The organism is Kitasatospora sp. NPDC003701 (assembly GCF_053587085.1).
Genome location: NZ_JBSFNM010000008.1, coordinates 45,353 through 71,582, shown reverse-complemented (window position 1 = coordinate 71,582; position 26,230 = coordinate 45,353). Strand labels below are relative to the sequence as shown.

The 26,230-nt window shown below is 73.5% G+C and carries 21 protein-coding genes and 1 riboswitch; of the genes, 14 read left to right on the top strand and 7 right to left on the bottom strand.

The window, feature by feature from the left end; translation table 11 throughout:
* Nucleotides 1-73: 73 nt before the first annotated feature.
* Nucleotides 74-790, bottom strand: coding sequence for a M50 family metallopeptidase (locus ACWDRR_RS10220; RefSeq protein WP_449771734.1), 717 nt, complete (start codon nucleotides 788-790; stop codon nucleotides 74-76).
* A 155-nt stretch (nucleotides 791-945) separates the two neighbouring features.
* Here ACWDRR_RS10220 and ACWDRR_RS10215 point away from each other — a divergent pair, with 155 nt between their 5' ends.
* The 8 genes from ACWDRR_RS10215 (at nucleotide 946) to def (ending at nucleotide 8,851) form a co-directional block, all read left to right on the top strand.
* Complete coding sequence (locus tag ACWDRR_RS10215; protein ID WP_449771733.1) at nucleotides 946-1,698, top strand: SOS response-associated peptidase; 753 nt, start codon at nucleotides 946-948, stop codon at nucleotides 1,696-1,698.
* 76 nt (nucleotides 1,699-1,774) lie between these two features.
* Nucleotides 1,775-2,410 carry an alpha/beta hydrolase family protein gene (locus ACWDRR_RS10210; protein ID WP_449771732.1) on the top strand — a complete coding sequence of 212 codons (636 nt, stop codon included), beginning with the start codon at nucleotides 1,775-1,777 and terminating at the stop codon, nucleotides 2,408-2,410.
* Nucleotides 2,411-2,697: 287 nt separating this feature from the next.
* Nucleotides 2,698-3,441 (top strand): sigma-70 family RNA polymerase sigma factor, encoded by a 744-nt coding sequence (locus ACWDRR_RS10205; protein ID WP_387886437.1) that lies wholly within the window; start codon nucleotides 2,698-2,700, stop codon nucleotides 3,439-3,441.
* Nucleotides 3,438-3,845, top strand: coding sequence for a mycothiol system anti-sigma-R factor (rsrA, locus tag ACWDRR_RS10200; RefSeq protein ID WP_449771731.1), 408 nt, complete (start codon nucleotides 3,438-3,440; stop codon nucleotides 3,843-3,845). Before ACWDRR_RS10205 ends, rsrA begins: the two co-directional genes overlap by 4 nt.
* A gap of 303 nt (nucleotides 3,846-4,148) precedes the next feature.
* A complete protein-coding gene (locus ACWDRR_RS10195; RefSeq protein WP_449771730.1) occupies nucleotides 4,149-5,582 on the top strand; it encodes an HD-GYP domain-containing protein in 1,434 nt (477 codons plus the stop codon).
* The gene (locus ACWDRR_RS10190; RefSeq protein ID WP_449771729.1) at nucleotides 5,579-6,880 is read left to right on the top strand and encodes an HD-GYP domain-containing protein; all 1,302 of its coding nucleotides are present in this window, start codon (nucleotides 5,579-5,581) and stop codon (nucleotides 6,878-6,880) included. The genes ACWDRR_RS10195 and ACWDRR_RS10190 overlap by 4 nt, the downstream gene beginning before the upstream one ends.
* Before the next feature lie 270 nt (nucleotides 6,881-7,150).
* On the top strand, nucleotides 7,151-8,140 hold the full coding sequence (locus tag ACWDRR_RS10185; protein WP_449771728.1) for a tetratricopeptide repeat protein: 990 nt from the start codon (nucleotides 7,151-7,153) through the stop codon (nucleotides 8,138-8,140).
* Nucleotides 8,141-8,203: 63 nt separating this feature from the next.
* Nucleotides 8,204-8,851: a peptide deformylase gene (gene def, locus ACWDRR_RS10180; RefSeq protein WP_449771727.1), complete on the top strand. Its 648-nt coding sequence runs from the start codon at nucleotides 8,204-8,206 to the stop codon at nucleotides 8,849-8,851.
* Between the two features lie 66 nt (nucleotides 8,852-8,917).
* On the opposite strand, the gene ACWDRR_RS10175 is transcribed toward def, so the two are convergent.
* The 3 genes from ACWDRR_RS10175 to ACWDRR_RS10165 form a co-directional block, all read right to left on the bottom strand.
* Nucleotides 8,918-9,967 (bottom strand): ferritin-like domain-containing protein, encoded by a 1,050-nt coding sequence (locus tag ACWDRR_RS10175; RefSeq protein WP_449771726.1) that lies wholly within the window; start codon nucleotides 9,965-9,967, stop codon nucleotides 8,918-8,920.
* A gap of 172 nt (nucleotides 9,968-10,139) precedes the next feature.
* Nucleotides 10,140-11,135 carry a ribonucleotide-diphosphate reductase subunit beta gene (locus ACWDRR_RS10170; RefSeq protein ID WP_449771869.1) on the bottom strand — a complete coding sequence of 332 codons (996 nt, stop codon included), beginning with the start codon at nucleotides 11,133-11,135 and terminating at the stop codon, nucleotides 10,140-10,142.
* A gap of 35 nt (nucleotides 11,136-11,170) precedes the next feature.
* Entirely contained in the window at nucleotides 11,171-13,576 is a 2,406-nt protein-coding gene (locus ACWDRR_RS10165; RefSeq protein WP_449771868.1) for a ribonucleoside-diphosphate reductase subunit alpha, read from the bottom strand.
* 187 nt (nucleotides 13,577-13,763) lie between these two features.
* A riboswitch (cobalamin riboswitch) is annotated at nucleotides 13,764-13,890 on the bottom strand.
* A 405-nt stretch (nucleotides 13,891-14,295) separates the two neighbouring features.
* Here ACWDRR_RS10165 and ACWDRR_RS10160 point away from each other — a divergent pair.
* The 5 genes from ACWDRR_RS10160 to ACWDRR_RS10140 all read left to right on the top strand — a co-directional run bounded on the left by ACWDRR_RS10160 (nucleotide 14,296) and on the right by ACWDRR_RS10140 (nucleotide 20,945).
* On the top strand, nucleotides 14,296-15,612 hold the full coding sequence (locus tag ACWDRR_RS10160) for a hypothetical protein (protein WP_449771725.1): 1,317 nt from the start codon (nucleotides 14,296-14,298) through the stop codon (nucleotides 15,610-15,612).
* Between the two features lie 173 nt (nucleotides 15,613-15,785).
* A complete protein-coding gene (locus tag ACWDRR_RS10155) occupies nucleotides 15,786-17,252 on the top strand; it encodes a glycoside hydrolase family 26 protein (protein ID WP_449771724.1) in 1,467 nt (488 codons plus the stop codon).
* Between the two features lie 150 nt (nucleotides 17,253-17,402).
* Complete coding sequence (locus ACWDRR_RS10150) at nucleotides 17,403-18,194, top strand: hypothetical protein (RefSeq protein ID WP_449771723.1); 792 nt, start codon at nucleotides 17,403-17,405, stop codon at nucleotides 18,192-18,194.
* Nucleotides 18,195-18,265: 71 nt separating this feature from the next.
* A complete protein-coding gene (locus ACWDRR_RS10145; protein ID WP_449771722.1) occupies nucleotides 18,266-19,717 on the top strand; it encodes a glycosyltransferase family 2 protein in 1,452 nt (483 codons plus the stop codon).
* 28 nt (nucleotides 19,718-19,745) lie between these two features.
* The gene (locus ACWDRR_RS10140; RefSeq protein ID WP_449771721.1) at nucleotides 19,746-20,945 is read left to right on the top strand and encodes a glycoside hydrolase family 113; all 1,200 of its coding nucleotides are present in this window, start codon (nucleotides 19,746-19,748) and stop codon (nucleotides 20,943-20,945) included.
* Here the strand turns inward: ACWDRR_RS10140 and ACWDRR_RS10135 are convergent.
* Together ACWDRR_RS10135 and ACWDRR_RS10130 are read right to left on the bottom strand one after the other, a co-directional pair.
* On the bottom strand, nucleotides 20,915-23,113 hold the full coding sequence (locus ACWDRR_RS10135; protein WP_449771720.1) for an acyltransferase family protein: 2,199 nt from the start codon (nucleotides 23,111-23,113) through the stop codon (nucleotides 20,915-20,917). The genes ACWDRR_RS10140 and ACWDRR_RS10135 overlap by 31 nt on opposite strands.
* 229 nt (nucleotides 23,114-23,342) lie before the next feature.
* Nucleotides 23,343-23,837 carry a GNAT family N-acetyltransferase gene (locus ACWDRR_RS10130; RefSeq protein WP_449771719.1) on the bottom strand — a complete coding sequence of 165 codons (495 nt, stop codon included), beginning with the start codon at nucleotides 23,835-23,837 and terminating at the stop codon, nucleotides 23,343-23,345.
* Nucleotides 23,838-24,259: 422 nt separating this feature from the next.
* Here ACWDRR_RS10130 and ACWDRR_RS10125 point away from each other — a divergent pair, with 422 nt between their 5' ends.
* Nucleotides 24,260-25,216 (top strand): helix-turn-helix domain-containing protein, encoded by a 957-nt coding sequence (locus ACWDRR_RS10125; RefSeq protein WP_449771718.1) that lies wholly within the window; start codon nucleotides 24,260-24,262, stop codon nucleotides 25,214-25,216.
* A 45-nt stretch (nucleotides 25,217-25,261) separates the two neighbouring features.
* On the opposite strand, the gene ACWDRR_RS10120 is transcribed toward ACWDRR_RS10125, so the two are convergent.
* Nucleotides 25,262-26,083 carry a histidine phosphatase family protein gene (locus tag ACWDRR_RS10120; RefSeq protein WP_449771717.1) on the bottom strand — a complete coding sequence of 274 codons (822 nt, stop codon included), beginning with the start codon at nucleotides 26,081-26,083 and terminating at the stop codon, nucleotides 25,262-25,264.
* Nucleotides 26,084-26,230: the final 147 nt, after the last annotated feature.

The window sequence follows — 26,230 nt, the reverse complement described above, 5'->3', positions numbered from 1 at the left end:
CCCGCTCGCCTCCGGGCTGTTTCTTCGCCCGCTCGCCTCCGGGCCGCTCGACCCGGTTCTCCGGGGCGGGCGGTCACAGGGGCGACAGCAGCCAGCTCGCGCCGAGGGCCAGGCAGGCCAGGGCGGTGATCAGGAAGAGGGCGACCCAGGCCAGGCCGGGGACGCCGGTGAGCCGGGCCAGCTGGTCGGCGTCGGAGTCCCGGGCCTGGCCGCGCCGGCGCTGCTGCTGCAGCTCCAGCACCGGGCGGACGGCGCCGAGCAGCAGGAACCAGCTGCCGAGGCAGGCGAAGCCGGCCTGGACGTCGGTGCTGCCGAACCAGGAGACCAGGAAGAAGGCGGCGCCGGCGAGCAGGACGGTGAGGAAGCCGAAGGCGTTGCGGATCCGGACCAGCAGCGCCAGCAGCAGGGCGATCGCCAGCCAGAGCAGCAGGGTGATCCGGTCGGCCGCGAGCAGCGCGGCGCAGCCGAGGCCGAGCAGCGCGGGGGCGGTGTAGCCGGCGGCGGCGGTGAGCACCATGCCCGGGCCGGTCGGGCGCCCGTAGGAGAGGGTGAGGCCGGAGGTGTCCGAGTGCAGCCGGATGCCCGCGAGCTTGCGGTTCGTGGCGACGGCGGCCAGGCCGTGCCCGCCCTCGTGGGCGATGGTGATCGCGTTGCGGGCGAACCGCCACAGGGGGCGGGCGGCCACCACGAGCAGTGCGACGGCGCCGGTGGCGAGGGTGAGCCAGCCGGGCGGGGCGGGCTGGGTGCCGGTCACGCGGTCCCACACCTCACCGATGCTCTGTGCGTCCATGCCTGCTCCCCGCTCTCGTCCGGCCCTGCCCGGGTGACCGTGCCGGCCCCGTCCGGGGTGGCAGCCTCCCATGCGGGGACGACCGGGCGGGAGGCCGTGGTTCGCACTTCGGGATGAGGAAGTGCTGAGAGCGGCGGTCGTGGCAAGCTGACGGCATGTGCGGTCGCTTCGCCTCCAGCATCCAGCCCGAGGACATCGTCGAGCTCTTCGGCGTCCAGCAGTGGGACCCGGCCGAGACCCTGGCCCCCAGTTGGAACGTCGCACCGACCGAGCGCGCCTTCGTGGTGCTGGAGCGGCAGCGCAAGGGGGAGCCGGCGCCGCTCCGGCAGCTGCGGGTGCTGCGCTGGGGCCTGGTGCCGCAGTGGGCGAAGTCCCCCGAGACCGCGGTGAAGATGATCAACGCCCGCTCGGACACGGTGCACGAGAAGCCCTCGTACCGGCAGGCCTTCGCCTCCCGGCGGTGCATCCTGCCGGTCGACGGCTACTACGAGTGGCAGACCCTGCCGGGCGAGCGCGGCAAGCCCCGGAAGAAGCCGTTCTTCGTCTCCCGGGCGGACGGCGCCCCGTTGGCGCTCGCCGGGCTGTACGAGTTCTGGCGCAACCGGGCGGTGCCGGCCGACCACCCGGAGGCGTGGCTGGTGACCTTCACCGTCGTCACCACCGAGGCGGAGGAGCTGCTGGCCCCGATCCACGAGCGGATGCCGCTCTTCCTGGACCGGGAGTCCTTCGACGACTGGCTGGACCCGGGGCTGGACGAACCGGAGGAGATACGCCGGCTGCTCGTCCCCCCGCCGCCCGGCGGGCTGCTGGCCACGCCCGTCTCGCCGGCCGTCGGCAGCATCCGCAACAACGGTCCCGAGCTGACCCGGCCGTGGGCCGAGGTCGAGCACGAGACGACCCTCTTCTGAGCACCGGCCGCTTCGAGCCGCACCTTTCGATCCGCACCTTCCGAGCAGCGCCCTTCCGAGTACTGGAGCCCACGCCGTGACGCAGGAACTCGTCCCCACGCCCGCCGGGGACGCCCGGATCAGCTACCACCGGGCGGCCGACCCGAAGGCGGTGCTGGCGCTCGGCCACGGCGCCGGCGGCGGGATCGGGGCGCGTGACCTGGTGGCACTGGCCGGCGCACTGCCGGAGCGGGGCATCACGGTGGCGCTGGTCGAGCAGCCCTGGCGGGTGGCCGGGAAGCGGCTGGGGCCGGCGCCCAAGGCCCTGGACACCGGGTGGACGCCGGTCGCCGAGCGGCTCGTCGGGCAGGGGGTGCCGCTGGTGGTCGGCGGGCGCAGCGCCGGGGCCCGGGTGGCCTGCCGGACGGGCGCCGCCACCGGCGCGGTCGGGGTGGTGGCGCTGGCCTTCCCGCTGCACCCGCCGGGCAGGCCGGAGAAGAGCCGGGCCGAGGAGCTGCTGGAGTCGGGGCTGCCGACGCTGGTGGTGCAGAGCGCGGCGGATCCGTTCGGCGGGCCGGCGGAGTTCCCGGAGCTGCCGGCCGGGCACGAGCTGGTGCCGGTGCCGTACGGCAGCCACGGCTTCGAGGTGCCCAAGCGGGCGCCGATCGGGCAGGACGAGGTGCTGGAGCTGATCACCGGGGCGGTCGGCGACTGGCTGCTCGGCCTGCTCTGACCGGCCCCGGGAACGGGCTGTCGCGGCCCGCTCACCCGTGCGAGTGAAAACCCGCCGGCGCCGGGAATGCGGGCGCCCCCGGCATGGTTGACATGCTCGTCAGCTTGAGTCCCGGGTGGAAGGCAGCACAGATGGGTTCGATCGCGTGCCCCGAGCGGCCCGAGGAGCGCGAGGCCGCCTCGGCATTCGCCCCCTCTTGGTCGGACTGGCTTGTCGCGGGCGAGAAGCCCGTCAGCCCGATATCCTCCATTTCGGGGCGGCCCGCGGTGGGCAGCCATGCCGAGGAGGTGGGTCCGGTCGTCGGGACCGAGCACGAGGCCGAGCCGGGCCGGGGCCCGGAGGAGAGCCTGCCTGCGGGCGAGGCGCTCACCGGTGAGGAGCTGGCCGAGGCGATCGGTGAGGACACCTTCCGCGTGTCCGCGCAGGAGAGCGAGGAGGCCCGGCGGGAGCGCTTCGAGCGCGACGCCCTGGGCTACCTGGATCCGATGTACTCGGCCGCGCTGCGGATGACCCGCAACCCGGCCGACGCGGAGGACCTGCTGCAGGAGGCGTTCGCCAAGGCGTACGCGTCGTTCCACCAGTTCCGTGAGGGCACCAACCTCAAGGCCTGGCTGTACCGCATCCTCACCAACACGTTCATCAACTCGTACCGCAAGAAGCAGCGGGAGCCCCAGCGGACCGCCGCCGAGGAGATCGAGGACTGGCAGCTGGCCCGGGCCGAGTCGCACATGTCGACCGGTCTGCGTTCGGCCGAGACCCAGGCGCTCGACCACCTGCCGGACAGCGACGTGAAGGACGCCCTCCAGGCCATCCCGGAGGAATTCCGAATCGCCGTCTATCTCGCGGACGTAGAGGGCTTTGCGTACAAGGAGATCGCGGACATCATGGGTACTCCCATCGGTACGGTGATGTCCCGGCTGCACCGTGGCCGCCGTCAGCTGCGCGGCATGCTGGAGGACTACGCCCGTGAGCGCGGGCTGGTTCCGGCCGGCAGCGGGGCAGGGCAGGAAGCGAAGGGCTCGGGCTCATGAGCTGCGGCGATCCGCACGACACCGAGTGTGGCGAGGTCCTCGACCACCTCTACGAATTCCTCGACAACGAGATGGCCGAGGGCGACTACGCCAAGTTGCGGGTGCACTTCGAGGAGTGCTCGCCGTGCCTGGAGAAGTACGGCCTGGAGCAGGCCATCAAGGCCCTGATCAAGCGCTGCTGCGGGTGCGACGACACCCCGGCCGACCTGCGGGGCAAGGTGCTGGCCAGGATCGACTCGATCCGGGCCGGGCAGCGCTCCGGCGAGGCGGTGGTGGTCGCCGTCGACGCCACGGTCGAGGCGCACGGCGACGTCTCCGACCAGGGCCGGCCGTCGGCGAAGGCCTCCGCCGAGGCGGCGGCCAGGCCCGGTACGCCGGTCGAGGCGGGTGCGCCGGCGGAGTGAGCGTGCCGCCCCACGGCGGACCGTCCACCTGAGGACTCGGCGGCCCCCGGAGCGTGTGCTCCGGGGGCCGCTCCCTTTCTGCTTGCGTGCGCCGTCACTCGTTCGAGTGAGTTGGTGGTGCGCCAACTGCGGCATTCCGCGATCATGCGTCCCCACGCGGGAACGGCGGCCTATCCTCCTGACGGACACTCACCGCCGGTAGCCCGGCGCGCTGAGCGCGGAGCGGGCCAGGACGGCGGGGAGGTCGAGATCGCTACCGACAGTGGAGACACGGACCTGCCGACGGGCGCGGCGTGCTACCTGGTGGCCGTCCCGGTGGCGGCGTTCTGCTGTCTGCTGCCACTGCTGCCCGTGCCGACCCCGGCGGGCGTGCCGCGCTGGCTCGGCGCACCCGTGGACTGGCCCAAGGTCGGCCTGCTGGCCTTCCTGCACGGCTGCTGGGAGTCGCTCGCGCAGGGCCAGCCCACCCCCTGCCGCCGCTTGCTGCGCGCCCTGCTGCGCCGCCCGTCGCTGCCCGCCCGGCCGCCGGCCCGGCCGCTGGCCAACGCCTTCTTCCCGGTGCTGTTCGCCGGGGTGCTGATGCTGGCGCCGGCCGCCGCCGCGCTGGTCGCGGTGCCGATCGCCCTGCTGGGAGACACCCAGCCGGAGTGCCGCCGGCGGCAGGTGTGGAACGGCGCGCAGCTCGCCCTCTCGGCCTTCGCCGCCTCGGTGGTCTTCCACCTGCTCGCCGGGCCACAACTGCTGCTCGGCTCCCGCTTCCCGGCCGCCCTGCTGCCGGGGTTCGCCGCCCTGGCCGCGTTCTGCCTGGCCAACGGGGTGCTGGTGGGCGCCATGCTGGTGCTGGCCGAGGGCCGGCGGGCGACCGTCCTGCTGCGCGGCCCGGCCGCCGCGCTCGGGTTGCCGGTGCTGGTGCACGCGGCCGGCGGGCTGATGGTCGCGGTGCTCTGGCAGGGCCCGTACGGGGCCTTCGCGGCGCTGCTGGCGCTGCTGCCGCTCTCCATCTCGGCCTGGGTCTTCGCCCAGGGCCACCGCGAGCGGGACGCCCATCAGGCCACCGTCCAGGCGCTGGTGCAGGCCGTCGAGATCAAGGACTCCTACACCCGCGGGCACAGTGAACGGGTCGGCAAGGCGGCGGTGCTGATCGCCGGTCAGCTGGGCATGGAGGCGGAGCGGCTGCGCACCCTGCGGTTCGCGGGGATCCTGCACGACGTCGGCAAGCTCGGCGTCGCGACCGAACTGCTGCGCAGAAACGGTCCCCTCGACGAGGCCGAGCGGCGGGCCGTCGAGGTGCACCCGGTGCACGGGTACGAGCTGGTGCGGGAGATCGCCTTCCTCGGTGAGGCGCACGCCGGGATCCTGCACCACCACGAGCGGATGGACGGCCGGGGCTATCCGAGCGGGCTGGCGGGCGAGCAGATCCCGGAGTTCGCGCGGATCATCTCGGTCGCCGACGCCTTCGACTCGATGACCTCCACCCGGTCCTACCGGCGCGGGCGGCCGGTCACGGAGGCGGTGGCGGAGCTGGAGCGCTGCTCGGGCAGCCAGTTCGACCCGGTGATGGTCCGGGCGCTGGTCGACGCGCTCGTCGTGCACGACTGGCAGCCGGTGCTGCCGTCGTCCGACGACTGCATCCGGGCGGTGCCCGACATTCCGCTCGGCGTGCCCGAACCGGTGCGGTCGGGCCCGCGCCGGGTGCCCGCCCAGGGCGGCACCGTGCCGTCGGCCGGACCGTCGTGAGCGGCGGCCCGCCGCTGGGCGGGGTGGCCGCGGTGCACGCCGCGGCCGTCGTCCTGCTGGCGTTCGCGTTCGGCGCGGTGGCGGTCCGCGGGATGGCCGAACCCGGGGTGGCGCTGGCCTTCACCGTGCTGATCGCGCTCGGCGAGTGCGTCCGGATCACTCTTCCGGGCGATCGCGAGCAGGCGCCGATCGGTGCCGCCGGTGCGCTGGCGTACGCCCTGCTGGGGCCGCTGCGCGGGCTGCCCACCGCGCACGGCGTGCTCCAGGCGGTCGCGGTGACCGGGGCGGGCCTGCTGCTCGCGCTGCTGCCGGCGGTGGCGCTGCCCCGCGGCGTCCGGTGCCGGCGGCCGGCACCATGGCGGGACCCGGCCCGGCTCGACGGCGCCGCCCGGCGGCTGCTCGGGGCGGGGTTCGCGGCGGCGATCTTCCAGCCGCTCTACAACAGCGGACTGATCGACCGGTTCTCGGCCGACGGTCCCGCGTACGGGGTGTTCCTCACGGTGGTGGCGGCGCTGGCCGCGCTGTGCGACGCCACCCTGGCGGCGGTGCTGCGGCGGGCCCGGAGCGGGCTGCGGTTCCCGGCGGCGCTGGAGGACGAGCTGCGGTCGCTGTTCGGGATCGGCTCGGCGATCGCCGCCACCGGGATGCTGGTCAGCCTCGCGGCGGGCGAGGTCGGGCTCTGGGCGCTGCCGCTGTTCTGCGCGCCGCTGCTGCTGGCGCAGGTGTCGTTCCGGCGGGCCGCCGCCGTCCGGGCCACCACCGGGCAGACCATCGCCAGCCTGGCCAAGGCCACCGAGGTGGCCGGCTACACCCCGCGCGGCCACGCCCGCCGGGTCGCCGACACGGCGTGCGCGGTCGGGCGTGAGCTGGGGCTGAGCACCCGCGAGCTCGCCCTGCTGGAGTACGCGGCGCTGATGCACGACGTCGGACAGCTGTCACTGGTCGAACCGGTGCCGGACGGGGCGACGGCGCTGCTCCCGGAGGAGGAGCAGCAGCGGATCGCCCGGCTGGGCAGCGAGGTGATCCGGCGGACGGGGGTGCCGCGGCAGGTGGCCGAGCAGGTCGCCCGGCTGGCGGATCCCTGGCACGGGCGGCCGGACGCGGACGGGCCGGCGGTGCCGCTCGCGGCCCGGATCATCCGGGTGGCGAACGCGCACGACGACCTGTTGACGGCGGCGCGGGGGCGCGGGGTGGGGGAGGCGGTGGGGCGGTTGGAGGTGCTGGAGGTACTGCGGTTGGGGCGGGGGCGGGTTTATGACGGGCGGGTGGTGGACGCGCTGGTGAGGGTGCGGGGGTAGGGCTCTCCGGGGTGCGGCAGTGGGGGCCATGGGGAGGGAGGGGCGTTGCGGGTGGGGGCACCCGGGGGTTGGGGTTGAGGTGGGGCGTCGGGGCGGGCAGGCTGGGTAGGGGTGGGGGCCGGGAGCGGGCGGAAGCGTGCTTGTGGGGAGCGCGGGCGGCGGCGGGCGTGGTTGGATGCGGTCGTAGCGTGGAACACCGACCCGGGGCACCGGGCCCGTGACGCGGGAGCGGACACGGGACTTGAGCGGACGACGACGGCAGGGACGAACGTGAGGATCTTCCACCGGGCACGGCACCGGCCGTCCGCCACCTGGCGGCAGACGACCGATCGGGCTTTCACGCTGATCGGCGACGGCCGGTACGAGGACGCGGGCGCCCTGCTGGTGATGGCGGCCGATCTGGAGCCCTGGCTGTCGGACTCGTGGTTCAACCTCGCGCTGCTGCACAAGTTCCGGCGCGACTGGGAGCAGGCGCGGGCGGCCGGGCTGCGCGCGGTGGCGCTGCTGGACCGGGAGCAGGGCGCTCCCGACTGGTGGAACCTGGGGATCACGGCGACGGCCCTGCAGGACTGGGCGCTGGCGCGGCGGGCCTGGCAGGCCTACGGACTGCGGCTGCCGGGCGGGGCCGGGGCCCAGCCGGACGGCCCGGTCAGCCTGGACCTGGGGACGACGCCGGTGCGGCTGTCGCCGGACGGGGAGTCCGAGGTGGTGTGGGGGCGGCGGCTGGATCCCGCGCGGATCGAGGTGCTGTCCATCCCGCTGCCGTCGTCCGGCCGCCGCTGGGGCGAGGTGGTGCTGCACGACGGCGCCCCGCACGGCGAGCGGGTGACCGACGGGGTGGCGTACCCGGTGTTCGACGAGATCGAGCTGTGGGCGCCGTCCCCGGTGCCGACCTACGTGGTGCTGCTGCAGGCCGCCACGGCGGGGGACCGGGACGCCCTGGAGCGGCTGGTCGCCGACGCGGGGTACGCGGCGGAGGACTGGACGTCGTCGGTGCGGCTGCTCTGCCGGGCGTGTTCGGAGAGCCGGATGGCCTCCGACGACGGGCACACCGCGCACCACGACCCGCACGACGACGGGGACGCGGCCCACCCGGGGCACCTGAGCCATCTGAGCCAGGGCGCGGGCGGGATGTCCTGGCTGGTGGAGCGGGAGTGCGGGATCGCGGCTCCGGCGGTGCTGGTGCGGACGCTGCTGGACCGCTGGGTGGCGGCGGCCCCGGGTACGCGGGCATATCGGGATCTCGAAGAGGTCTGCTGAGCGGGCGGCTTACCCTTGATCGGTACGGCCAGACAGTCCCAGGGAAGCGGAAGACAAGCAGCGATGGCGGAGCAGCACGACCACCAGCACGACCACGACCACGACCACGAGCCGGAGCAGGGCGAGGCCCAGCCGGTGAAGGTGGTCGGTGAGGAGCCGGACCTCTCGAAGGGCACCGCGCGTCCGATCACCGTGTACGGCAACCCGGTGCTGCACCGGGAGGTCAAGACCGTCACGGCCTTCGACGGCGAGCTGTCGGCGCTGATCGACGACATGTTCCAGTCGATGTACGCGGCCGAGGGCGTGGGCCTGGCCGCCAACCAGATCGGTGTGGACCTCAAGGTCTTCGTCTACGACTGCCCGGACGACGAGGGCGTGCGCCACATCGGCCACGTCGTCAACCCGGTGCTGGAGGAGCTGCCGGCCGGCAGCAAGCGGGTGCTGGACGACGGCAACGAGGGCTGCCTGTCGGTGCCGACCGCGTACGCCGAGCTGCCCCGGCCGGACTACGCCGCGGTGACCGGGCAGGACAAGGACGGCAACCCGATCCGGGTCGAGGGCACCGGCTTCTTCGCGCGCTGCCTGCAGCACGAGACGGACCACCTGTTCGGGTTCCTCTACATCGACAAGCTGTCGAAGCGGGACCGCAAGGACGCGCTGCGGCAGATGGCCGAGGGCACGCCGCGCTACGCGACGGTGTCGAACGACTGACGGGTCCACCCGCGGGAGGGGCCGGGACGCCACGGGCGTCCCGGCCCCCGCCGCGTCGCCGGTCGGCTACCCGGTGACGAAGAGGTACTCCGGGCCGTAGGTGAAGCGGGGGGAGGCGGGCAGCCGGACGTCCATGATCTGCCGGGCGCTCTCCCGCATCCTGCGCATGTGGCCGATCGCCGCGCCGACGCTCGCACCGGACTCCCAGGCCGCCTGGAGGGCGTTGAGCATCGCGGTGTAGTGCTCGTTGAAGGTGTGCAGGAGCGCGGCGGTGGCCGCGTCGGGCGCGTTGGCGGGGTCGTTGGCCCAGCCGCCGGCGGGGACCTCCGCGGAGGCGGCGGTGTCGGGCAGCGGTACCGGGTCGCCGTTGAAGTCCCAGCGCTTCGTGGTGGGGTCCTGGACGAGCCGGCGGCCCTCGGCGATCTCCTTGAAGGCGTAGTAGTGGGCGAGTTCGCCCTCGCTGCCGGGGAACGGGTTCTCGGGGGAGACGTCGGTGCCCTCGCCCTGGGACTTGATGATCTCGATGGCCCGCAGGACGTCGTCGATGGTGCGCATCGGGACGATGTCGTTGCCGGTGCCGTGGCTGCTGAGCGGGAAACTCACCTGCCGCTGCCCGGTGATCAGGCCCGCGAAGGTCGGGAAGACATTGGCGATCCGCTGGTAGAAGGCACCGATCGACGTCCCGTCGCCCGCGTAGGCGAGCGGGTTCTCGGGCTGCTCGATGGCGGCGAAGAGGGCCGCCGACTCCCTGGTGAGGCCGCCCAGGCGGACGGTGAGCTTCGGGTTCACCCCGCCGGGGAGCGGCCCCGGGTACTTCGGGACGGTGGCCGGGTCGGTGAGCACGACGTGGCCGCCGATGGTGGTGAGCATGTTGCAGACCAGCCCGAAGTGCGACATCTCGTCGAAGACGATCTCGCGGACGGTGTGGCCGACCGGCTCGCTGTCGTCCTCGTCGGTGATCGACCAGAGCGCACTGGCGTACGGCGGGATGGTCGAGAGCTCCAGCATGATCGCGCGCTGCAGCGCGTCCTTGAGCTCCTGCTCGGTCCAGTCCTCCTCCGGCATGCTCATGAGCTGGACGATGGCGTCGCTCCGGTAGTCCAGAACCGTGGTCACGGCGGGCCCCTTTCCGTTCGGCTGTGGCCGGAACGTACTGGGGCCGACGTCGTCCGTGTGCGTGCCGTTCCGCTGCGGCCCGGCCGGTTCATTCGGACGAGCCAACGACGACGCCCCGCCCGGTGCGAACACCGGGCGGGGCGGCGGATGTCGGTCCGGCCTGCGGAGGGGCCTAGAAGTCGTCGTCGAAGGAGACCGAGCCCTCGACGGCGACCTGGTACGCGGAGACCCGGCGCTCGAAGAAGTTGGTCAGCTCCTGGACGTTCTGCAGCTCCATGAACCCGAAGGGGTTGGTGGAGCCGTAGCGGATCGGCAGGCCGAGCCGGGCGAGCCGCTGGTCGGCCACGGCCTGCAGGTACTCGCGCATCGACTCGGTGTTCATGCCCGGCAGGCCCTCGCCGCAGAGGTCACGGGCGAACTGGAGCTCGGCCTCGACGGCCTCCTCCAGCATCTCGGTGACCTGCTGGGCCATCTTGTCGTCGAAGAGGTCGGGCTCCTCCTCGCGGACGGTGTCCACGACCGACATCGCGAAGTCCATGTGCATGGACTCGTCCCGGAACACCCAGTTGGTGCCGGTGGCCAGGCCGTGCAGCAGGCCCCGGCTGCGGAACCAGTACACGTACGCGAAGGCGCCGTAGAAGAACAGGCCCTCGACGCAGGCCGCGAAGCAGATCAGGTTCAGGAGGAACGCGCGGCGGTCGTCCTTGGTCTGCAGCGAGTCGATGTGGTCGACCGCGTTCATGTACTTGAAGCAGAACTGGGCCTTCTGGTGGATGGAGGGGATGTTCTCCACCGCGGCGAAGGCCGCGTTGCGGTCCTCGGGGTCGGGCAGGTAGGTGTCGAGCAGCGTCAGGTAGAACTGGACGTGCACGGCCTCCTCGAACAGCTGCCGGGACAGGTAGAGCCGGGCCTCGGGGGAGTTGATGTGCTTGTAGAGGCTCAGCACCACGTTGTTGGAGACGATCGAGTCACCGGTGGCGAAGAAGGCGACCAGCCGGCCGATCATGTGCCGCTCGCCGTCGCTCAGCTTGGCGAGGTCGGCGACGTCGGAGTGCAGGTCCACCTCCTCGACGGTCCAGGTGTTCTTGATCGCGTCGCGGTAGCGGTCGTAGAACGACGGGTAGCGCATCGGACGCAGGGTCAGCTCGAAGCCGGGGTCGAGCAGCATCTTCTCGCGGCCGGGCTGGTTGTCGGGGGTGGTGCTCACTGGCAGGCCTCGCAGGACTCGGGGTTCTCCAGGGAGCAGGCCAGCGCGGCCTCCTCCTCCGGGCTGAGGGTCGGGGACGGCACCGACACCGGCGCGGCGGCACGGGCGGTGCCCGAGGCGGCCTGGGCGATCCGGGTCGCCGGCCGGGACCGCAGGTAGTAGGTGGTCTTCAGCCCGACCTTCCAGGCGTACGCGTACATCGAGCTGAGCTTGCCGATGGTGGGCGCGGCCATGAAGAGGTTCAGCGACTGGCTCTGGTCGATGTACGGCATGCGGGCGGCGGCCAGGTCGATCAGCGCGCGCTGGGGCAGCTCCCAGGCCGTGCGGTAGAGCGAGCGGACCTCGGCGGGCAGCCAGTTGAGGTCCTGGACGGAGCCGTTGGCGTCGCGCAGCGCGTCCCGGGTCTGCTGGTCCCAGACGCCCAGCTCCTTCAGCTCGCGCACCAGGTACGGGTTGACCTGGAGGAACTCGCCGGAGAGGGTCTCGCGCTTGAACAGGTTGGAGACCTGCGGCTCGATGCACTCGTAGACACCGGCGATCGAGGCGATCGTGGCGGTGGGGGCGATGGCGAGCAGCAGCGAGTTGCGCAGACCGGTCTCGGCGATCCGGGCGCGCAGCGCCTCCCAGCGGCCGGCCCACTGCGGGGCGGCCGAGCCGAAGTGGTCGATGTGCAGCTCGCCGCGGGCGGCGCGGGTCTCGCCGTAGGCCTCGTGGCGGCCCAGCTGCTCGGCCAGGTCGGCGGAGCGCTCGTACGCGGTGAGCATGATGCGCTCGGCGATGAGGGTGGAGAGGGTCTTCGCCTCGGCGGAGTCGAAGTTCAGGCGGAGCTGGAAGAAGACGTCCTGCAGGCCCATCACGCCGAGGCCGACCGGGCGCCAGCGGGAGTTGGAGGCACCGGCCTCGGGGGTCGGGTAGAAGTTGATGTCCACCACGCGGTCGAGGAAGGTGACGGCGGTGCGGACGGTGGCGTCCAGGCGGTCCCAGTCCATCGCGTTCAGCAGGTCGGCGGCGGTGGCACCGGGCGCGACGTGGGCGCCGAGGTTGACCGAGCCGAGGTTGCAGACGGCGGTCTCGGAGTCGTCCGTGACCTCCAGGATCTCGGTGCAGAGGTTGGAGCTGTGCACCGTGCGGCCGGGCAGCGCGGTCTGGTTGGCGGCGCGGTTGGAGGCGTCCTTGAAGGTCATCCAGCCGTTGCCGGTCTGCGCCAGGGTGCGCATCATCCGGGAGTAGAGGGTCTGCGCGGGGATGGTGCGGACGGCCTTGCCGGCCTGCTCGGCCTTCAGGTACGCCTCGTCGAAGTCGGCACCCCAGAGGTCGACCAGCTCGGGCACGTCGGCGGGGGAGAACAGCGACCAGTCGGCGTCGGCGTTGACCCGGCGCATGAACTCGTCCGGGATCCAGTGCGCCAGGTTCAGGTTGTGGGTGCGGCGCGCCTCCTCACCGGTGTTGTCGCGCAGCTCCAGGAACTCCTCGATGTCCGCGTGCCAGGTCTCCAGGTAGACGCAGGCCGCGCCCTTGCGACGGCCGCCCTGGTTGACCGCGGCGACCGAGGAGTCGAGGGTGCGCAGGAACGGGACGATGCCGTTGGACTTGCCGTTGGTGCCCCGGATCAGGCTGCCGCGCGAGCGGATCCGCGAGTAGGACAGGCCGATGCCGCCGGCGTGCTTGGAGAGGCGGGCGATCTGGGCGTACCGGGAGTAGATCGAGTCCAGGTTGTCCAGCGGCGAGTCCAGCAGGTAGCAGCTCGACATCTGCGGGTGCTTGGTGCCGGAGTTGAAGAGGGTCGGCGAGGAGGTCAGGTACTCCAGCCGGCTCATCAGGCCGTACAGCTCGGAGACCTCGCGCACCGACTGCTCGCTGTCGCCGACCGCCAGGCCGCAGGCGACGCGGAGCAGGAACTGCTGCGGGGTCTCGACGACCTTGCGGGTGATCGGGTGGCGCAGCAGGTAGCGGGACTGCACGGTGCGCAGGCCGAAGTACTCGAAGCGGTCGTCGCCCTCGGGGTCGATCAGCGCGTTCAGGGCGGTGGCGTGCTTGCCCACGAAGTCGGCGGTGCCGTCGCCGATCAGGCCCTCGGCGTGGCCGACCGCGATCGAGTCCGAGAAGGTGACCGAGCCCTGGCCGACCGCCTCGTCGACGATCTCCAGCGCCAGCAGGCGCGCGGCCAGCTTCGAGTACTGCGGGTCCTCGGCGATCATCGACGCTGCGGCGTCCACGGCCAGCCCGCGCAGCTCGGCGAAGTCCGAACCGGCGTGGCGGCCGCGCAGCGCGGCGGCGGCGACATGGCCGGGGTCCACCTGGGGGAGGTCGGCGCTGCGGTCGGTCAGCAGCCGGAGCAGCGCGCCACCGGGGTCGGACACCGTCGGGTCGACGGGGGCGGAGCTGGAACCCTGGGCGGGCAGGGTGACTGAGGCAGCGGTGGTCAAGGCGCTCTCTCCTGGCGGCGATCGGCGTCGGTGGCTCGGGGCCGGGCCGTTCGGGGCAGGGGAGCACGGCGCGACGGCCGGACGGCGTCGCGCGACGGTGACATCCCCGGCCCGCCCGCGAGGCCCGGAAGTAGTACTGGTGCGAAAGGCCTCTGCGGGGAGGCCAGGCAGCACGCCATCGGCAGGTATTCGGACTCGCGGGCTCTGTCGGAGCCGCCCGCACACCGCTGCGGGGCAGTCCCGGACTCGCACCGGGTTCCCCTGCGTCGACAGCAGGGTCGAGCATACATCTAGTGGTGTCCGCTCGATGCGACACCACATGTTGTGCGGCATCGCGTGTCGGCATGATGACCGGCGGTACTGGCAAGGGGCCGTTCCCGGGCTGTTCCGGGGCCGTGTCGGGGCTTTCGCGGGCCCCGGCGGCGGGCTGTCGCCGGAGGGCGTCGCGGGGCTGTTCGGGGGCCTTCACGGGCTCCTGCGGCGGTCGTCGCCGGGCACTTCACGTGCGCTGTGACGGTCGTCGCAGGGCGGCCGGGATCCCGACGGGTGTTCGGATTCGGAAACGGAATGGTCACCGGGCGGACCGGCCGTCAGGGGCATGCCCTACGATCTCGGCTCATGAGCGAGCGGAGCGAGCGAATCATCAACACCAGCGGGATTCGCGGAGCGACCGCCGAGTGCAGTGAGGTGGGGGCATGAGCGACGGAACGGGCACGCCCGGGGAGTGGGCCGACCGGCCCGCCCCGCCGGGGCAGCAGCCGTCCCCTCCGGCCGGGCCGGGGGGCGCACAGAACCAGCAGCAGCCGGGCACACCCGGACCGGCACCGCAGGGCCCGCCGCCCGTCGGCGGCGCCGCCGTGCCGCCGGCTCCCGCTCCGTACCCCGGCGCGCCGCAGCCGGTGCCGCCGGCTCCGGGCGGGTTCGGCCCGCCGCCGGCCTCGTACGGGCCGCCGGTGCCCGCCCCGCAGCCGGCCGTCCCGCCGGTGCCCACCGTGCCGCAGCCGCCGCAGCAGGGCCGGCCGCCCGTGCCGCCGCCACCGGCGCACGTCCAGCCGCCCGCGCCGCAGCCGGTCCAGCACCAGTACCCGCCGGTGCAGCCGCAGCCCGTCCAGCCGCAGCCCGTGCAGCCCCAGCCCGTCCAGCCGCAGCCGCCGCAGCACCAGTGGCAGCAGCAGCCCCCGCAGCCCCAGCCCCCGGCGCAGCACGCCGAGCCGGACTGGGCCGCCCTCGCGGACCGCAACGAGGCGGAGGCCAGGCGCAAGGGCCGGACGCGGATCATCGGCGCGGCCGTCGCCCTCCTGGTGGTCGGCGGCCTGGTCGCCGGCGGCCTGCTGTTCATGAACAAGGGCGACGACAAGAAGCCGGTCGCCGAGCCCACCGCCACCGGCACGGCCGCCACCCAGCCGCCGGCGCCCGCGCCCACCGGCAAGGCGTCCCCGACGGCCACCGCGAGCGCCACGCCCGAGGACCCGTCGAAGCCGCTCTGGGAGGCCACCACCGACCCGGCGCCGCAGGACGCGGCGGCGCTGTTCTCCGCGCTCACCGTGACGGTCAACGGCGCCACCTGGAACCGCACCGTGGTCTCGCTCGACTCGCCCTGCTGGGACGGCAACTCCACGGTCGGCGGCCTCGGCAAGATCCTCGGTGACCAGGGCTGCCGCCAGGTGCTCCGGGCCACCTACGTCTCCGGCGACAGCGCGGTGACGGTCGGCGTCGCGGTCTTCGACCACAAGCAGCAGGCCGAGACCGCGGTGAAGAACTACGTCGGCCACCTCAAGGGCGCCGCCGCCCCGGGCTCCCCGGCGTTCTGCACCACCCCGGGCTGCACCAACACCAAGGGCACCCTGGGCCGGTACGGCTTCTTCACCGTCGAGGGCTCCGCCAAGGGCGGCAACACCGCGGACGCCGCCGCCACGGCCGCCGCCGCGGGCTTCGACGACCACGTGAAGAACCAGCTGCTCCAGCGCACCAAGGCGGCGGGCGGCGCACCGGCCGCCACCCCGGCGGGCTGACGGCCCGCCCGAGCCCGCCCGAGCCCGCGGGAGACACGCCCCGGCCCCACGGCCGGGGCGTGTCCGCTCGCCCGGGCACGGCGGAGTGTGGCAGGCTCACCGCCTGTCAGTCGTACATGTGTTCCGGTTGTGACGGCGCAGGCCGGTGCCGGTGAGCATCCGGAGGAGTGTCCGTGGCCCTGCCCCGAGTGCTGCGCGCCAAGCCGGCCGTGCTGGCCGCGGCCGGTGCGGTGCTCGCCGCCGGCGCGGTGGTGCTGGCGGGCCAGGCCGGCCGGGCCGACGGCGACCGCCCGGTCGGGCCGTCCACCCGCAGCGTGCTCACCCTGGGCGGCGCCGGGCGCACCCTGCCGCCGGACGTCGGCCGCGAGCTGCTCGCCCGCGATCCCCAGGCCTCGCCCAACGCGCGGGCCGTCCAGCAGCTGCTCGCCGACCTGGAGAGCGAGGCCCGCTCCGGCCGCTCCGGCGGGACGGTGATCGGCCAGCACGTCGAGGCGCACAACGAGCTCTACAACCCCGAGTACGGGGACTACCGCGGGACCAAGCCGGTCGGTTACTACTACAAGAAGGCCGCGGACATCACCGGCAAGCTGCCCGGCTTCGTCGAGACCGACCTCGGCCCCGGTTACGGCCAGAGCGGCTGGGGGGTCGGGAACCCGCGCTCCTACTCGGCGGGCCGGTGGCCGGCCTGCGCGGTCGGCTGGCAGTACACCGACGACGCCGTCGACCTGATGACCGCCGTCTGGTCCGGCCACCCGCGCCCGGACGACGGCACCTACGGGGCGTCGGGCGTCCGGAAGAACTGCGACGGCACCACCACCGAGCTGCCCGACAACGGCGGCGGGCCGGCCGGGCTGGTCGGGATGTCCTTCCACCAGCCGTACCCGGGGTCGGACGTCAAGTCCTTCGACCGGGTGCTCTGCTCGGCCTCGCCCGGTGCGAAGGACCCGGGCTGGTTCGGCCGGGTCGTCGACAGCGCCGGCAACACCCCCGAGTACCGCGCGCTGCTGAAGGACCTCTCCTTCCTGGCCGACCACCTGGAGTACCTCGCGGCCCACGACGTGCCCGTGCTGCTGCGCCCGTACCACGAGATGAACGCGGCCGACTGTTCCCGCGGCTTCTGGTGGTCGGGCCGAAAGCCCGCCGACTACCAGGCGCTCTGGCGGATCACCTACCACTACCTGGTGGAGACCAGGGGCCTGCACAACCTGCTGTTCGCCTGGACCCCGGTCTCCTGGGACGGCGCCCCGGGCGTCGACCCCTGGGACTACTACCCGGGCGCGCAGTACGTCGACGTGGTCGGGGTGGACGACTACAGCGGCAGCCCCGCGCACCCGATCGGCACCGGCGAGGTGTGGACCAAGCGCTACTACGACGGCCTGGCCGGCTACGGCAAGCCGCGGATCCTGGCCGAGTCCTTCGCCGTCCCGGTCAACTCCCGCCAGCCGGACACCCTGCGGCGGACCCCGTGGACGATCTGGACGGTCTGGGGGCAGTCGCTGACGGCGGACAACCTGACCCCGGACCAGCCCCGCAACTCCAATGCCGACGTCAAGGCCACCTACGACAACGGCCTCGCGCTCACCGGCGGCTCCGGCCCGTTCGGCGCGGACGTCGACTGGAGCGGACTGCACGTCCGTTGAGCCGGCCGGCGCTCCCCGGTGACATTCGCAACACGTCCGCACCCCCCTGAACCTGCGGAATTCCGGGTCCGTTCGCGCGTGTGGCATCCTGTGCCCCGGAATCGAACGGGTTGAAGCCGGGTGCGCCCGGCAGGGGCGGGGGTACGGGAGATGACACAGGCGCGTCCTGACCGTCCGGCCGGTGGCCTCGCGGTGGCCTGGGGGGCCGTGCTGCTCGGGTGGGCGGTCTACAACTGCTTCTGGCAGGCCGGCTTCGCCACCTTCGCCAAGGGCATCTTCTACTACGGCGGCTCCTCGGTGGCCGCCGAGACCGGCAGCCTCAACTTCGGCGTGCTGTACCTGGCTTCCGGCATCCTGCTGCTGCGCGGGCGGGACTGGGCGCGCGGCGTGGTGGTCGGGGTGGCGCTGGTCGAGGGCTACAACCGGGTGCGCAGCCTGACCGGCGCGCTGCTGGACGCGCCGCAGCGCCGCTGGTTCACCGGCACCACCGAGGGGTGGCTGAAGCTGGTGACCTTCGGGCTCGGGGTGGCCGTGACCGCGACGCTGGCGGTGCTGCTGATCGTCTCACTGCGCCGGTCCGGGTCGCGCTGGGCGCCGGCACCGGGCCCGTGGGCGGCCGGCGGCCAGCCGTCGCCGTTCCAGCCGCTGCCGGTCCAGCAGCCCGGCCAGCTGCACTGGTCGCTGCTGCAGACGCTCCCGCAGGACCAGGCGCCCGGACCGGCCCAGCCTCCGCAGGCCCAGCCCCCGCAGACCTGGCCGCAGCAACAGCAGCCGCCGCAGCACGCCCGGACGCAGCCGGGCTGGGCCCCGCCGCAGCCCCAGGCGGCCCCGCCGCAGCCGACCCCGCAGCAGCCGCAGTACCCCCAGCAGCCCTGGCCGGCCCCGCCGGTGACGCCCGGACCGGTTCCGCCGGCCCCGGGGACGCCTCCCCACCAGGGCTAGCGGGCAGGCCCCGCCGGCCCGGCCGGACGGGGTGAACGGACAGACGCAACAGACGAGGAACGACTTTCGCCATGACAGCACCAGCACCCGCGCGGACGGTACTCACCACGTCCCGCGAGGCCGCTCGGCTCGCCGACCGGCAGATGTCGTGGAAGCCGCGCATCGTCCCGTTCTACCTCTCCTTCCTGATCATCTTCTCCTTCTCGCTCTGGGCGTACGTGCCCAACCCGACCCCGCTCGGCTGGGCGATCACGATCCTCTGGGGCATGCCGGTCTTCGGCGTGCTGATCGGCTTCCAGGGCGTGCTGATGGTCCGCCGCCGGCTGCGCAAGGCCGACCGGATGACCCCGGCGGCGCCGGCCGACGACGACTACCTGATCGTGCTGGTGCCGACCATCGGCCGGCACGACACCTACCCGGCGCTGGAGCGCTCGGTGCTGTCGTACGTCGACCACCTGCCGGCCTACTTCCCGTGGATGCGGGTCGACATCCTCACCGAGGAGGGCTGCGCGGCCGGCGAGAAGATCGACGAGCTGGCCGCCCGCAACCCGCTGATCCGCGTGGTGACCGTCCCGAAGGCGTACCAGACGCCCAACGGCACCAAGTTCAAGGCCCGGGCCAACCACTACTCGCACGAGCTGCGGATCGAGGAGGGCGAGGCCGAGGACGACGTCTGGGTGCTGCACATGGACGACGACACCGGTGTCGGGCCCGACACCGCCGCCGCGGTGGCCCAGTTCATCAACCGGCAGCGCCGGGCCGGGGACGACGCCAAGCACATGGCGCAGGGCATCCTGACGTACCCCCGGGAGAACGCCGTCTCCACCTTCACCTGGCTCGCCGACGCGATCCGCCCGGCCGACGACATCGCCCGGTTCCGCGCGATGACCGGCACCGGGACGCCGATCGCCGGGGTGCACGGCGAGCTGCTGCTGGTCCGCTCCTCGGTGGAGGCCACCATCGGGTGGGACTTCGGCCCCGACACGATCGTCGAGGACGCCCAGATGGCGCTCAACTTCTGCGTGCGCTACCCGGGGCGCAGCGACTGGTTCAACGGCCGCTGCTACGGCGCCTCGCCGGCCGGCCTCAAGGACTTCCTCAAGCAGCGCGAGCGCTGGGCCTGGGGCCTGGTGGCGCTCTGCTTCAACAAGAGCATCCCGCTGCGGTTCCGGCTGTTCATCGGGATGGGCATGGTCAGCTGGGTGCTCGGACCGCTCCAGCACGTCGGCCTGGTGCTGCTGATCGCCTGGTTCACCGGGACGATGAACACCTCGCCGGTGACCCAGTCGGTGGTGCTGATCTGGTCGATCAACTTCGCCTACGTGATCTGGACGTACTGGGAGGGGCTGCGCCTGAACGTGGTGGGCTCGGCCGACCACCGGCGCAAGTGGTGGGAACCGATGGCGGTGGTCGCGGCCATCCCGCTGTTCTCCCTGCTGGAGGGCTGGGGCGGTCTGCGGGGGCTGATCAAGTTCCTGCGCCGCGAGGAGAACAAGTTCGTCGTCATCGCCAAGCCGGCCTGACCGGCGCTCAGGGACTGAAGCCAGAACCATGAAACGTTTCGTCATCTTCATCCTGCCGACCGCCGTGCTCGGCCTCACCGTGGGTGTGCCGATCATCTGGGGCGACCACCCGATCAAGTTCGACCACAAGCGCCCGACCGAGGTGCACTGGGCCGGTGCCGCCAACGAGCAGGGCCGGGTCTGGGGCTTCGGCAAGGACGCGCCGCCGGAGGGCACCGGTCCCAAGGTGGCCCAGCCGTGGGTCAAGGGCAGCCCGGAGTGGGGCGTCCAGGTGTACTGGCTGGACGACCCGGCCGACCCGGAGAGCTTCGTCCAGGGCAAGGCGGACCGCATCGTCAAGTACGTGGTCGGCCTGAACGCCAACGCGCTCTCGGTGTCGTTCCCGTTCTACACGGTGGGCAGCAAGTCCAACGCGGTCGCCGCCCGGCCGACCACGCCGAGCCCGGACCGGCTGGCGATCCTGCTGGACACCGCGCACCGGGCGGGCCTGCGCACGACCGTCCGGCCGATCCTGGACGAGGAGTCGCTGAAGCCGGCCAACAACGGTTGGCGCGGGAACATCGCCCCCACCGACCGGGAGGCCTGGTTCACCAGCTACTCGGCCTTCCTGGCGCCCTACCTGAAGGCCGCCCAGGAGCACGACGCGACCGAGTTCACCATCGGCACCGAGTTCAACTCGCTGGAGGGCGACCCGCACTGGGCCCCGCTGGTGGAGCAGGCGGGGAAGACCTTCCACGGCGAGGTCGCGTACGACGCCAACTGGGACAACTGGTCCAAGGGCGCCGTCGCGGTGCCGACCGGGCGCACCGGCGTCGACGCCTACTTCCCGGCCAAGTCGGCCGGCGACGAGGCCTCACCGGCCGACCTGGCGGCCAGCTGGAACTCCTGGCTGGACAAGCGCGGCAAGGGCCCGCAGCCGACCACCAAGCTGACCGAGGTGGGCATCCCGGCGCAGAAGGGCGCGTACAAGACGCCCGGCGACTTCTACACCAAGCGCGAGCTCAACGAGGCCGTGCAGGCCACCTGGTTCACCGCGGTCTGCCAGGTCGCGCAGGAGCGGAAGCTGGCCGGCGTGTACTTCTGGTCGCTCTACTTCGGCATCGACCCGACCCTGCCCACCAACCAGGACACCCCCCGGATGGACTTCGCCGGGCGCCCGGCCTCCGAGCAGGCGATCCGCGGCTGCTTCGCGCAGACCTACGCCGTCCCGGAGGTCACGGGCGGCTGACCGCCCGGCTGAGCGGCCGGCTGGGTCGCCGCCCGGCTCGGGCTCGTCGTGGGCTTGCGGGGCGGCGTGGTGGTGGGCTTGCGGCTCGGGGTGGCGGAGTGGCTCGGGGACGGCTGCTCGGTCGGGGCGGCCTGCTCGGTGGGCGGTGCGGTCGGCGTCGCCGGTGCGGTCGGGCTCGGCTGGGGGGCCGGACCGGCGTCCGCGGGCCGGACCCCGGCCAGGGCGTCCGCGATCTGCCGCTCCAGCCAGGGCGTCACCAGCCGCATGCCGGCCGGCGTGAGGTGCACGCCGTCGGTGGCGGGGGAGACCAGGTGGCCGTCGCGGTCCTTCCAGAGGCAGCTGCCGTCGGGGCAGTAGAAGGCGTTCAGGTCGACCAGCTGGACGGCGCCGGCGGAGGCCTTCACGAAGTCGCCGACCTGCTGGTTGTAGCAGGTGCCCCAGGTCTTGTTGATCGCGCCGTTCTGCACCCGCTCGTTCATCAGCAGCACCCGGGCGCCGTGCGCGCGCTCCCGGACCAGGTCCATCGCCTGGGTGAGCTGGGCGGTGTACCGGGAGCGGTAGTCCTCGTCGCAGGGGTTGAGCCAGCTGCCGTCCAGGTACTGCTCGGCGGCGTCCCAGCCGAGGTGCAGGACGACCGCCTGGGCCTGCACGCCGTCCAGGCGCTTCGCCCAGAGCGCGGTGCGGTCGCGGCAGTCGGCGGTGGTGTCGAACTCCACCCCGGAGGTGCCGCGGACCTTCTCGGAGCCGAACACGCCGCAGCCGCTGATGCCGCCGTCGACCACCCGGAAGCGGTCGCCGTGCCGGTACAGGCCGGTGGCCAGGTCCTCGGAGAAGGAGTCGCCGAGCGCGAGCACCAGCGGCTTGTCGGCGGAGCCGGAGCGCATGTCGTGCTCGACCCAGGCGGGCAGGTACCAGGCGCCGGCGGTGGCCGTCAGCGCGGCGGCGGCCAGCAGCGGGATGGTCGGGAACGGCCGCCAGCGCAGCACCCGCAGCCGCTCGGTGCCGGTGTGCAGCAGCCAGGCCAGCACCCAGGAGACGGGCGCGCCGATGGCCAGCAGCAGCGCCGGCGAGATGTCGTCGACGAACCGCTGGAGCAGCCAGTAGACCGGCAGGTGCAGCAGGTACAGGCTGTACGAGATGGTGCCGGTGAGCCGCAGCGGGGGCAGCGAGAGCAGCCGGACCAGCGGGCCGCGGTCGTGGCAGAGCGAGGCGGCGAGGACGGCCGAGAGCACCGCGACGCCGGCCAGCCCGCCCTGGTAGAGCCAGGGCTGGTGGTAGTTGTCCACGCTGAGGCTGGCCCAGACCAGCCCGCCCAGGGCGAGGGTGCCGAGCACGGTGAGCACCACCGTGCTCGCCGGGCCCGAGCGGGCCGGCGAGCGCCGCTGGGAGCGGGGGCCCGCGTCCGCGCCGTCCTGGACCTTGCGGCGCAGCCGCAGGTAGACCACGAAGGCGGCGGCGGCGCCGGCCGCGAAGCCGACCGCGCGGGACTCGGTGCCCAGGTAGAGCCGGTCACTGTTGGAGCCGTTCCACATCAGCGGGGCGACGGCGGCGGCGCCGGCGAACAGCACCCCGGTCACGATCCCGGCGGCGGTGAGCGAGCGGCGGCAGGCGGCGTAGATGAGCAGCAGGAGCAGCGGCCAGACCACGTAGAACTGCTCGGTGATGCTGAGCGACCACATCGCGGCCAGCGGGTCGATGCCGGCGAAGTGCTGCCAGTAGGCGTCACCGCGCTCCAGCTGGGCCCAGTTGGCGACCTGGGCCAGTGCGGCCAGGGCCTGCGGGCGCAGCTCCTTCACGTCCTTGAGCGGGCTGAGCAGCGCCGAGACGAGGACCACCAGGAGCACGGTGACCAGCAGGCCGGGCAGCAGCCGCTTGGCCCGGCGGCGGTAGAAGACGCCGAGGGCGATGCCGTCGGTGCGGTCCAGCTCGCGGATCAGGACGAGCGTGACCAGGAAGCCGGAGAGGACGAAGAAGGCGTCGACGCCGAACAGGCCGTTCTGGAACCAGTTGGTGTGGTAGAGCAGGACGGACGCGATGGCGAGGCCGCGGAGTCCGTCCACCGCCTTGAAGCGCACCGACGGCGGCAGCGCGCGCGGGGGCGGCGGCGGCTCCGCGGGTATCGCGTACCGGCTGCCGCGGGGGGCGGGGATCCCGCGTGCCTCGCGCATGTCCTGAAGGGTGGGTCCGCTCGCCGCGGAGGGCGCGCCGATGCCGGGCCCGTCGTACATGAGGTGCTGCTCCCCGAATCGATGGGCTACCACAAGGTGTCTCGATCAGAGGTTTATATCAAAAGAGCGCTTTGATCGTCCGTCGGCCACCGGAGCAGCCGTCCGACCCGGCCCCTGACCGGTCCTTCCGTCCGTGGGCCGACCGGCTCCCGGGCCGGCCGACCTCCCGTCAGAAGGCCATGCTGTAGACCATCAGGTCCATCCCCGGGTACGGCGCCCAGTCGCGTTCCGGCGTCCGGCGGAAGCCGACGCGCTCGTAGATGCGGTGGGCGGCCTTCATGTCGGGGCGGGTGGAGAAGGCCATCCCGGCCAGGCCGAGCCCGCGGCTGCGGGCGACGGCGGCGCGGACCAGGGCCTCGCCGACGCCCCGTCCGCGGGCGGCCGCGGCGGTGGCGAGCATCCGGATCTCGCCCTCGTCCGGGGTGGCGATGTCGGCCCACGCGGTGCCGCCCACCGCGAAGGTCACGCAGCCGAGGACCCGCCCTTCGGCCGCGTCGACCGCGACGAGGAGTTCGGCCTCCCGGGACCGGCGGCCGGCGTCGCGCAGGAGGTCGACGTACTGGCTCTCGGGCGAGGTGAAACCGTCGCCGACGAAAGCCTCGACGGTGACGCGGCCGGCTGCTTCGAGGTCCGCCTCGCGGGCCGGGCGGATGACGATGTCCATGCGGTCAGTGTGCCGGAGCCGCCCTCGGCGCCCGGCGCCGGGGCGGGGTCGTGGAGGTCGGCGGCGGCCGCCGCGGGGCGGGCGGTGGCCGGGTCGGCGTCGGGGCGGAGCGAGGCGGCCGGCATGGTGCCGTAGAGGCGGTCGGGCAGGGCCGGGTCGACGGGGTAGCCGCCGGGCCGGTGCCAGTTGTCGCGGCCGTTGGCGGTGTTGTCGGCCACCTCGCGCCCGATCAGGGTGCCGAGCAGGCCGAAGCCGCCGACGGCCCCGACCAGGGCGAGTGCGCTTGCGAGCGTGTCGGAGTCCATGGCTCCACTCTCGCGCCGCCGCCGGCCGGCCACGAGTGGCAGGAATGCCTGATCACATCGAAATCCTGCCACCCGGGCTCTTCCCCGCGGGCACCCCGGGGAGGCATCCTGGGCGGCATGCTGAAGAACGTGGTCGCGGTGGTGCTGGAGGAGCTCCACCCCTTCGAACTCGGGGTGGCCTGCGAGGTCTTCGGCCTGGACCGCAGCGAGGACGGCCTGCCCCGGTACGACTTCGCCATCGCGGGTGCCCGCCCCGGCCCGCACCGCACCCACGCCGGCTTCTCCGTCGACGTCCCGCACGGCCCGGAGCGGCTCGCCGAGGCCGACCTGGTCGTCGTCACGGCCACCGGGGTGCGCCCGCAGTACCCGGAGCCGCTGGTGGACGCCCTGCGGGCCGCGGTGGACGGCGGCGCCAAGGTCCTCTCCATCTGCAGCGGCGCCTTCGTGCTCGGCGCCGCCGGGCTGCTGGACGGCCGCCGCTCGACCACGCACTGGCGGCACACCGCGGAGCTGGCCGCCCGCTTCCCGCTCACCACCGTCGAGCCGGACGTGCTCTACGTGGACGACGACCCGGTGATCACCTCGGCCGGCACGGCGGCGGGCATCGACGCCTGCCTGCACCTGGTCCGCAAGTTCCAGGGGGCCGAGGTGGCCCGGGGGATCGCCCGCCGGATGGTGGTGGCCCCGCACCGGGAGGGCGGGCAGGCGCAGTTCGTCGCCCGGCCGCTGCCCGAGGGGGACGGCGAGTCGCTCGCGCCGCTGCTCGACTGGATGCGCCACCACCTGGACGAGGAGTCCACCGTCGAGCAGCTGGCGGCCCGGGTCCACCTGTCCCCGCGCACCTTCGCCCGCCGTTTCCAGCAGGAGACCGGCACCACGCCGCACCGCTGGCTCACCGGGCAGCGGCTGCTGCTCGCCCAGCGGTTGCTGGAGTCCACCGCCGAGCCGGTCGACGCGATCGCGGCCCGCTGCGGCTTCGGGAACGCCGCCACCCTGCGGCACCACTTCGGCCGCCGCCTCGGGACGACGCCGCTGGCCTACCGCCGCTGCTTCGCCGAACCGGCCGTCGGCTGACGGGCGGCCCGCCCGCCCGGGAGACGCGGTGGGCCGCCCCGGCCGTCAGTGGTGGGCCAGGTGCCCGGTGTCGTTCCAGTGCGCCGGGCGCAGCCGCCCGCCCTCGGCGCGCCAGAGGCTGGTGGAGCAGTTGCGGACCGGCTCCAGGGCCGTCAACTGCGCCTCGGTGAGCCGGTCCAGCGCGTAGCGGAGCATCAGCACCGTACAGTCGTGCGCGACCAGCAGGACCGGTCGCCCGGCCTCCTCCGCGCAGATGTCGCGCAGCACGCTGCGCACCCGCAGGGCCACGTCCGCCCAGGACTCGCCGCCGGGCGGGCGGTAGTACAGCTCGCCCATCTTGCGGCGTCTCGCGGCCTCCTCCGGGTGCTTGGCCTCGATCGCGGCCTTGGGCAGCATCTCCAGGACGCCCAGCTCGCGGTCGCGCAGCCGTTCGTCGTAGCGGACGGCGAGCGAGACCGGCACCGCGCCCAGCCCGGCGGCCTGGGCCAGTGCGATCCGGGCGGTCTCGGCGGTGCGTTCGTAGGGCGAGCACCAGACGCTGCGCGGGCGGTCGGCGCTGGGCAGGCCGGCCCACCAGCGGCCGAGCGCCTGGGCCTGCTGCCGGCCGTGCAGCGAGAGCGGGATGTCCGCGTCCCGGCAGCTGATCGGCACGCTCAGGGCACCGGCCGCCTCGGCCAGCTGGAACTCGACGTTGGCGGTGGACTCGCCGTGCCGGGTGGCGATCAGCACGGACGGCAGCGGGCCGGGCGCCGCCGCCGGCGCGGTGTGCGGGGCGGGCGACGCCGGGTAGGGCGCCGTGGTGGCCGGCGGGCCGGGCCGGTGGGTGGACTGGTGCTGACCGTTGAGCGTGGTGCCGAGATCTGCCATCGCCGCTGCTCCCCGTGGGTCGATCGGGTGCCGGCCGGACGCCGGTCCGGTCCGGTGGTGCCCTGTGTGTGCGGCCGTTCATACATATGATCGCGCCGCCTCCTCCAGTGTTCACGGAGGAGGCGGCGCGGTCACAGGGCGCGCGCG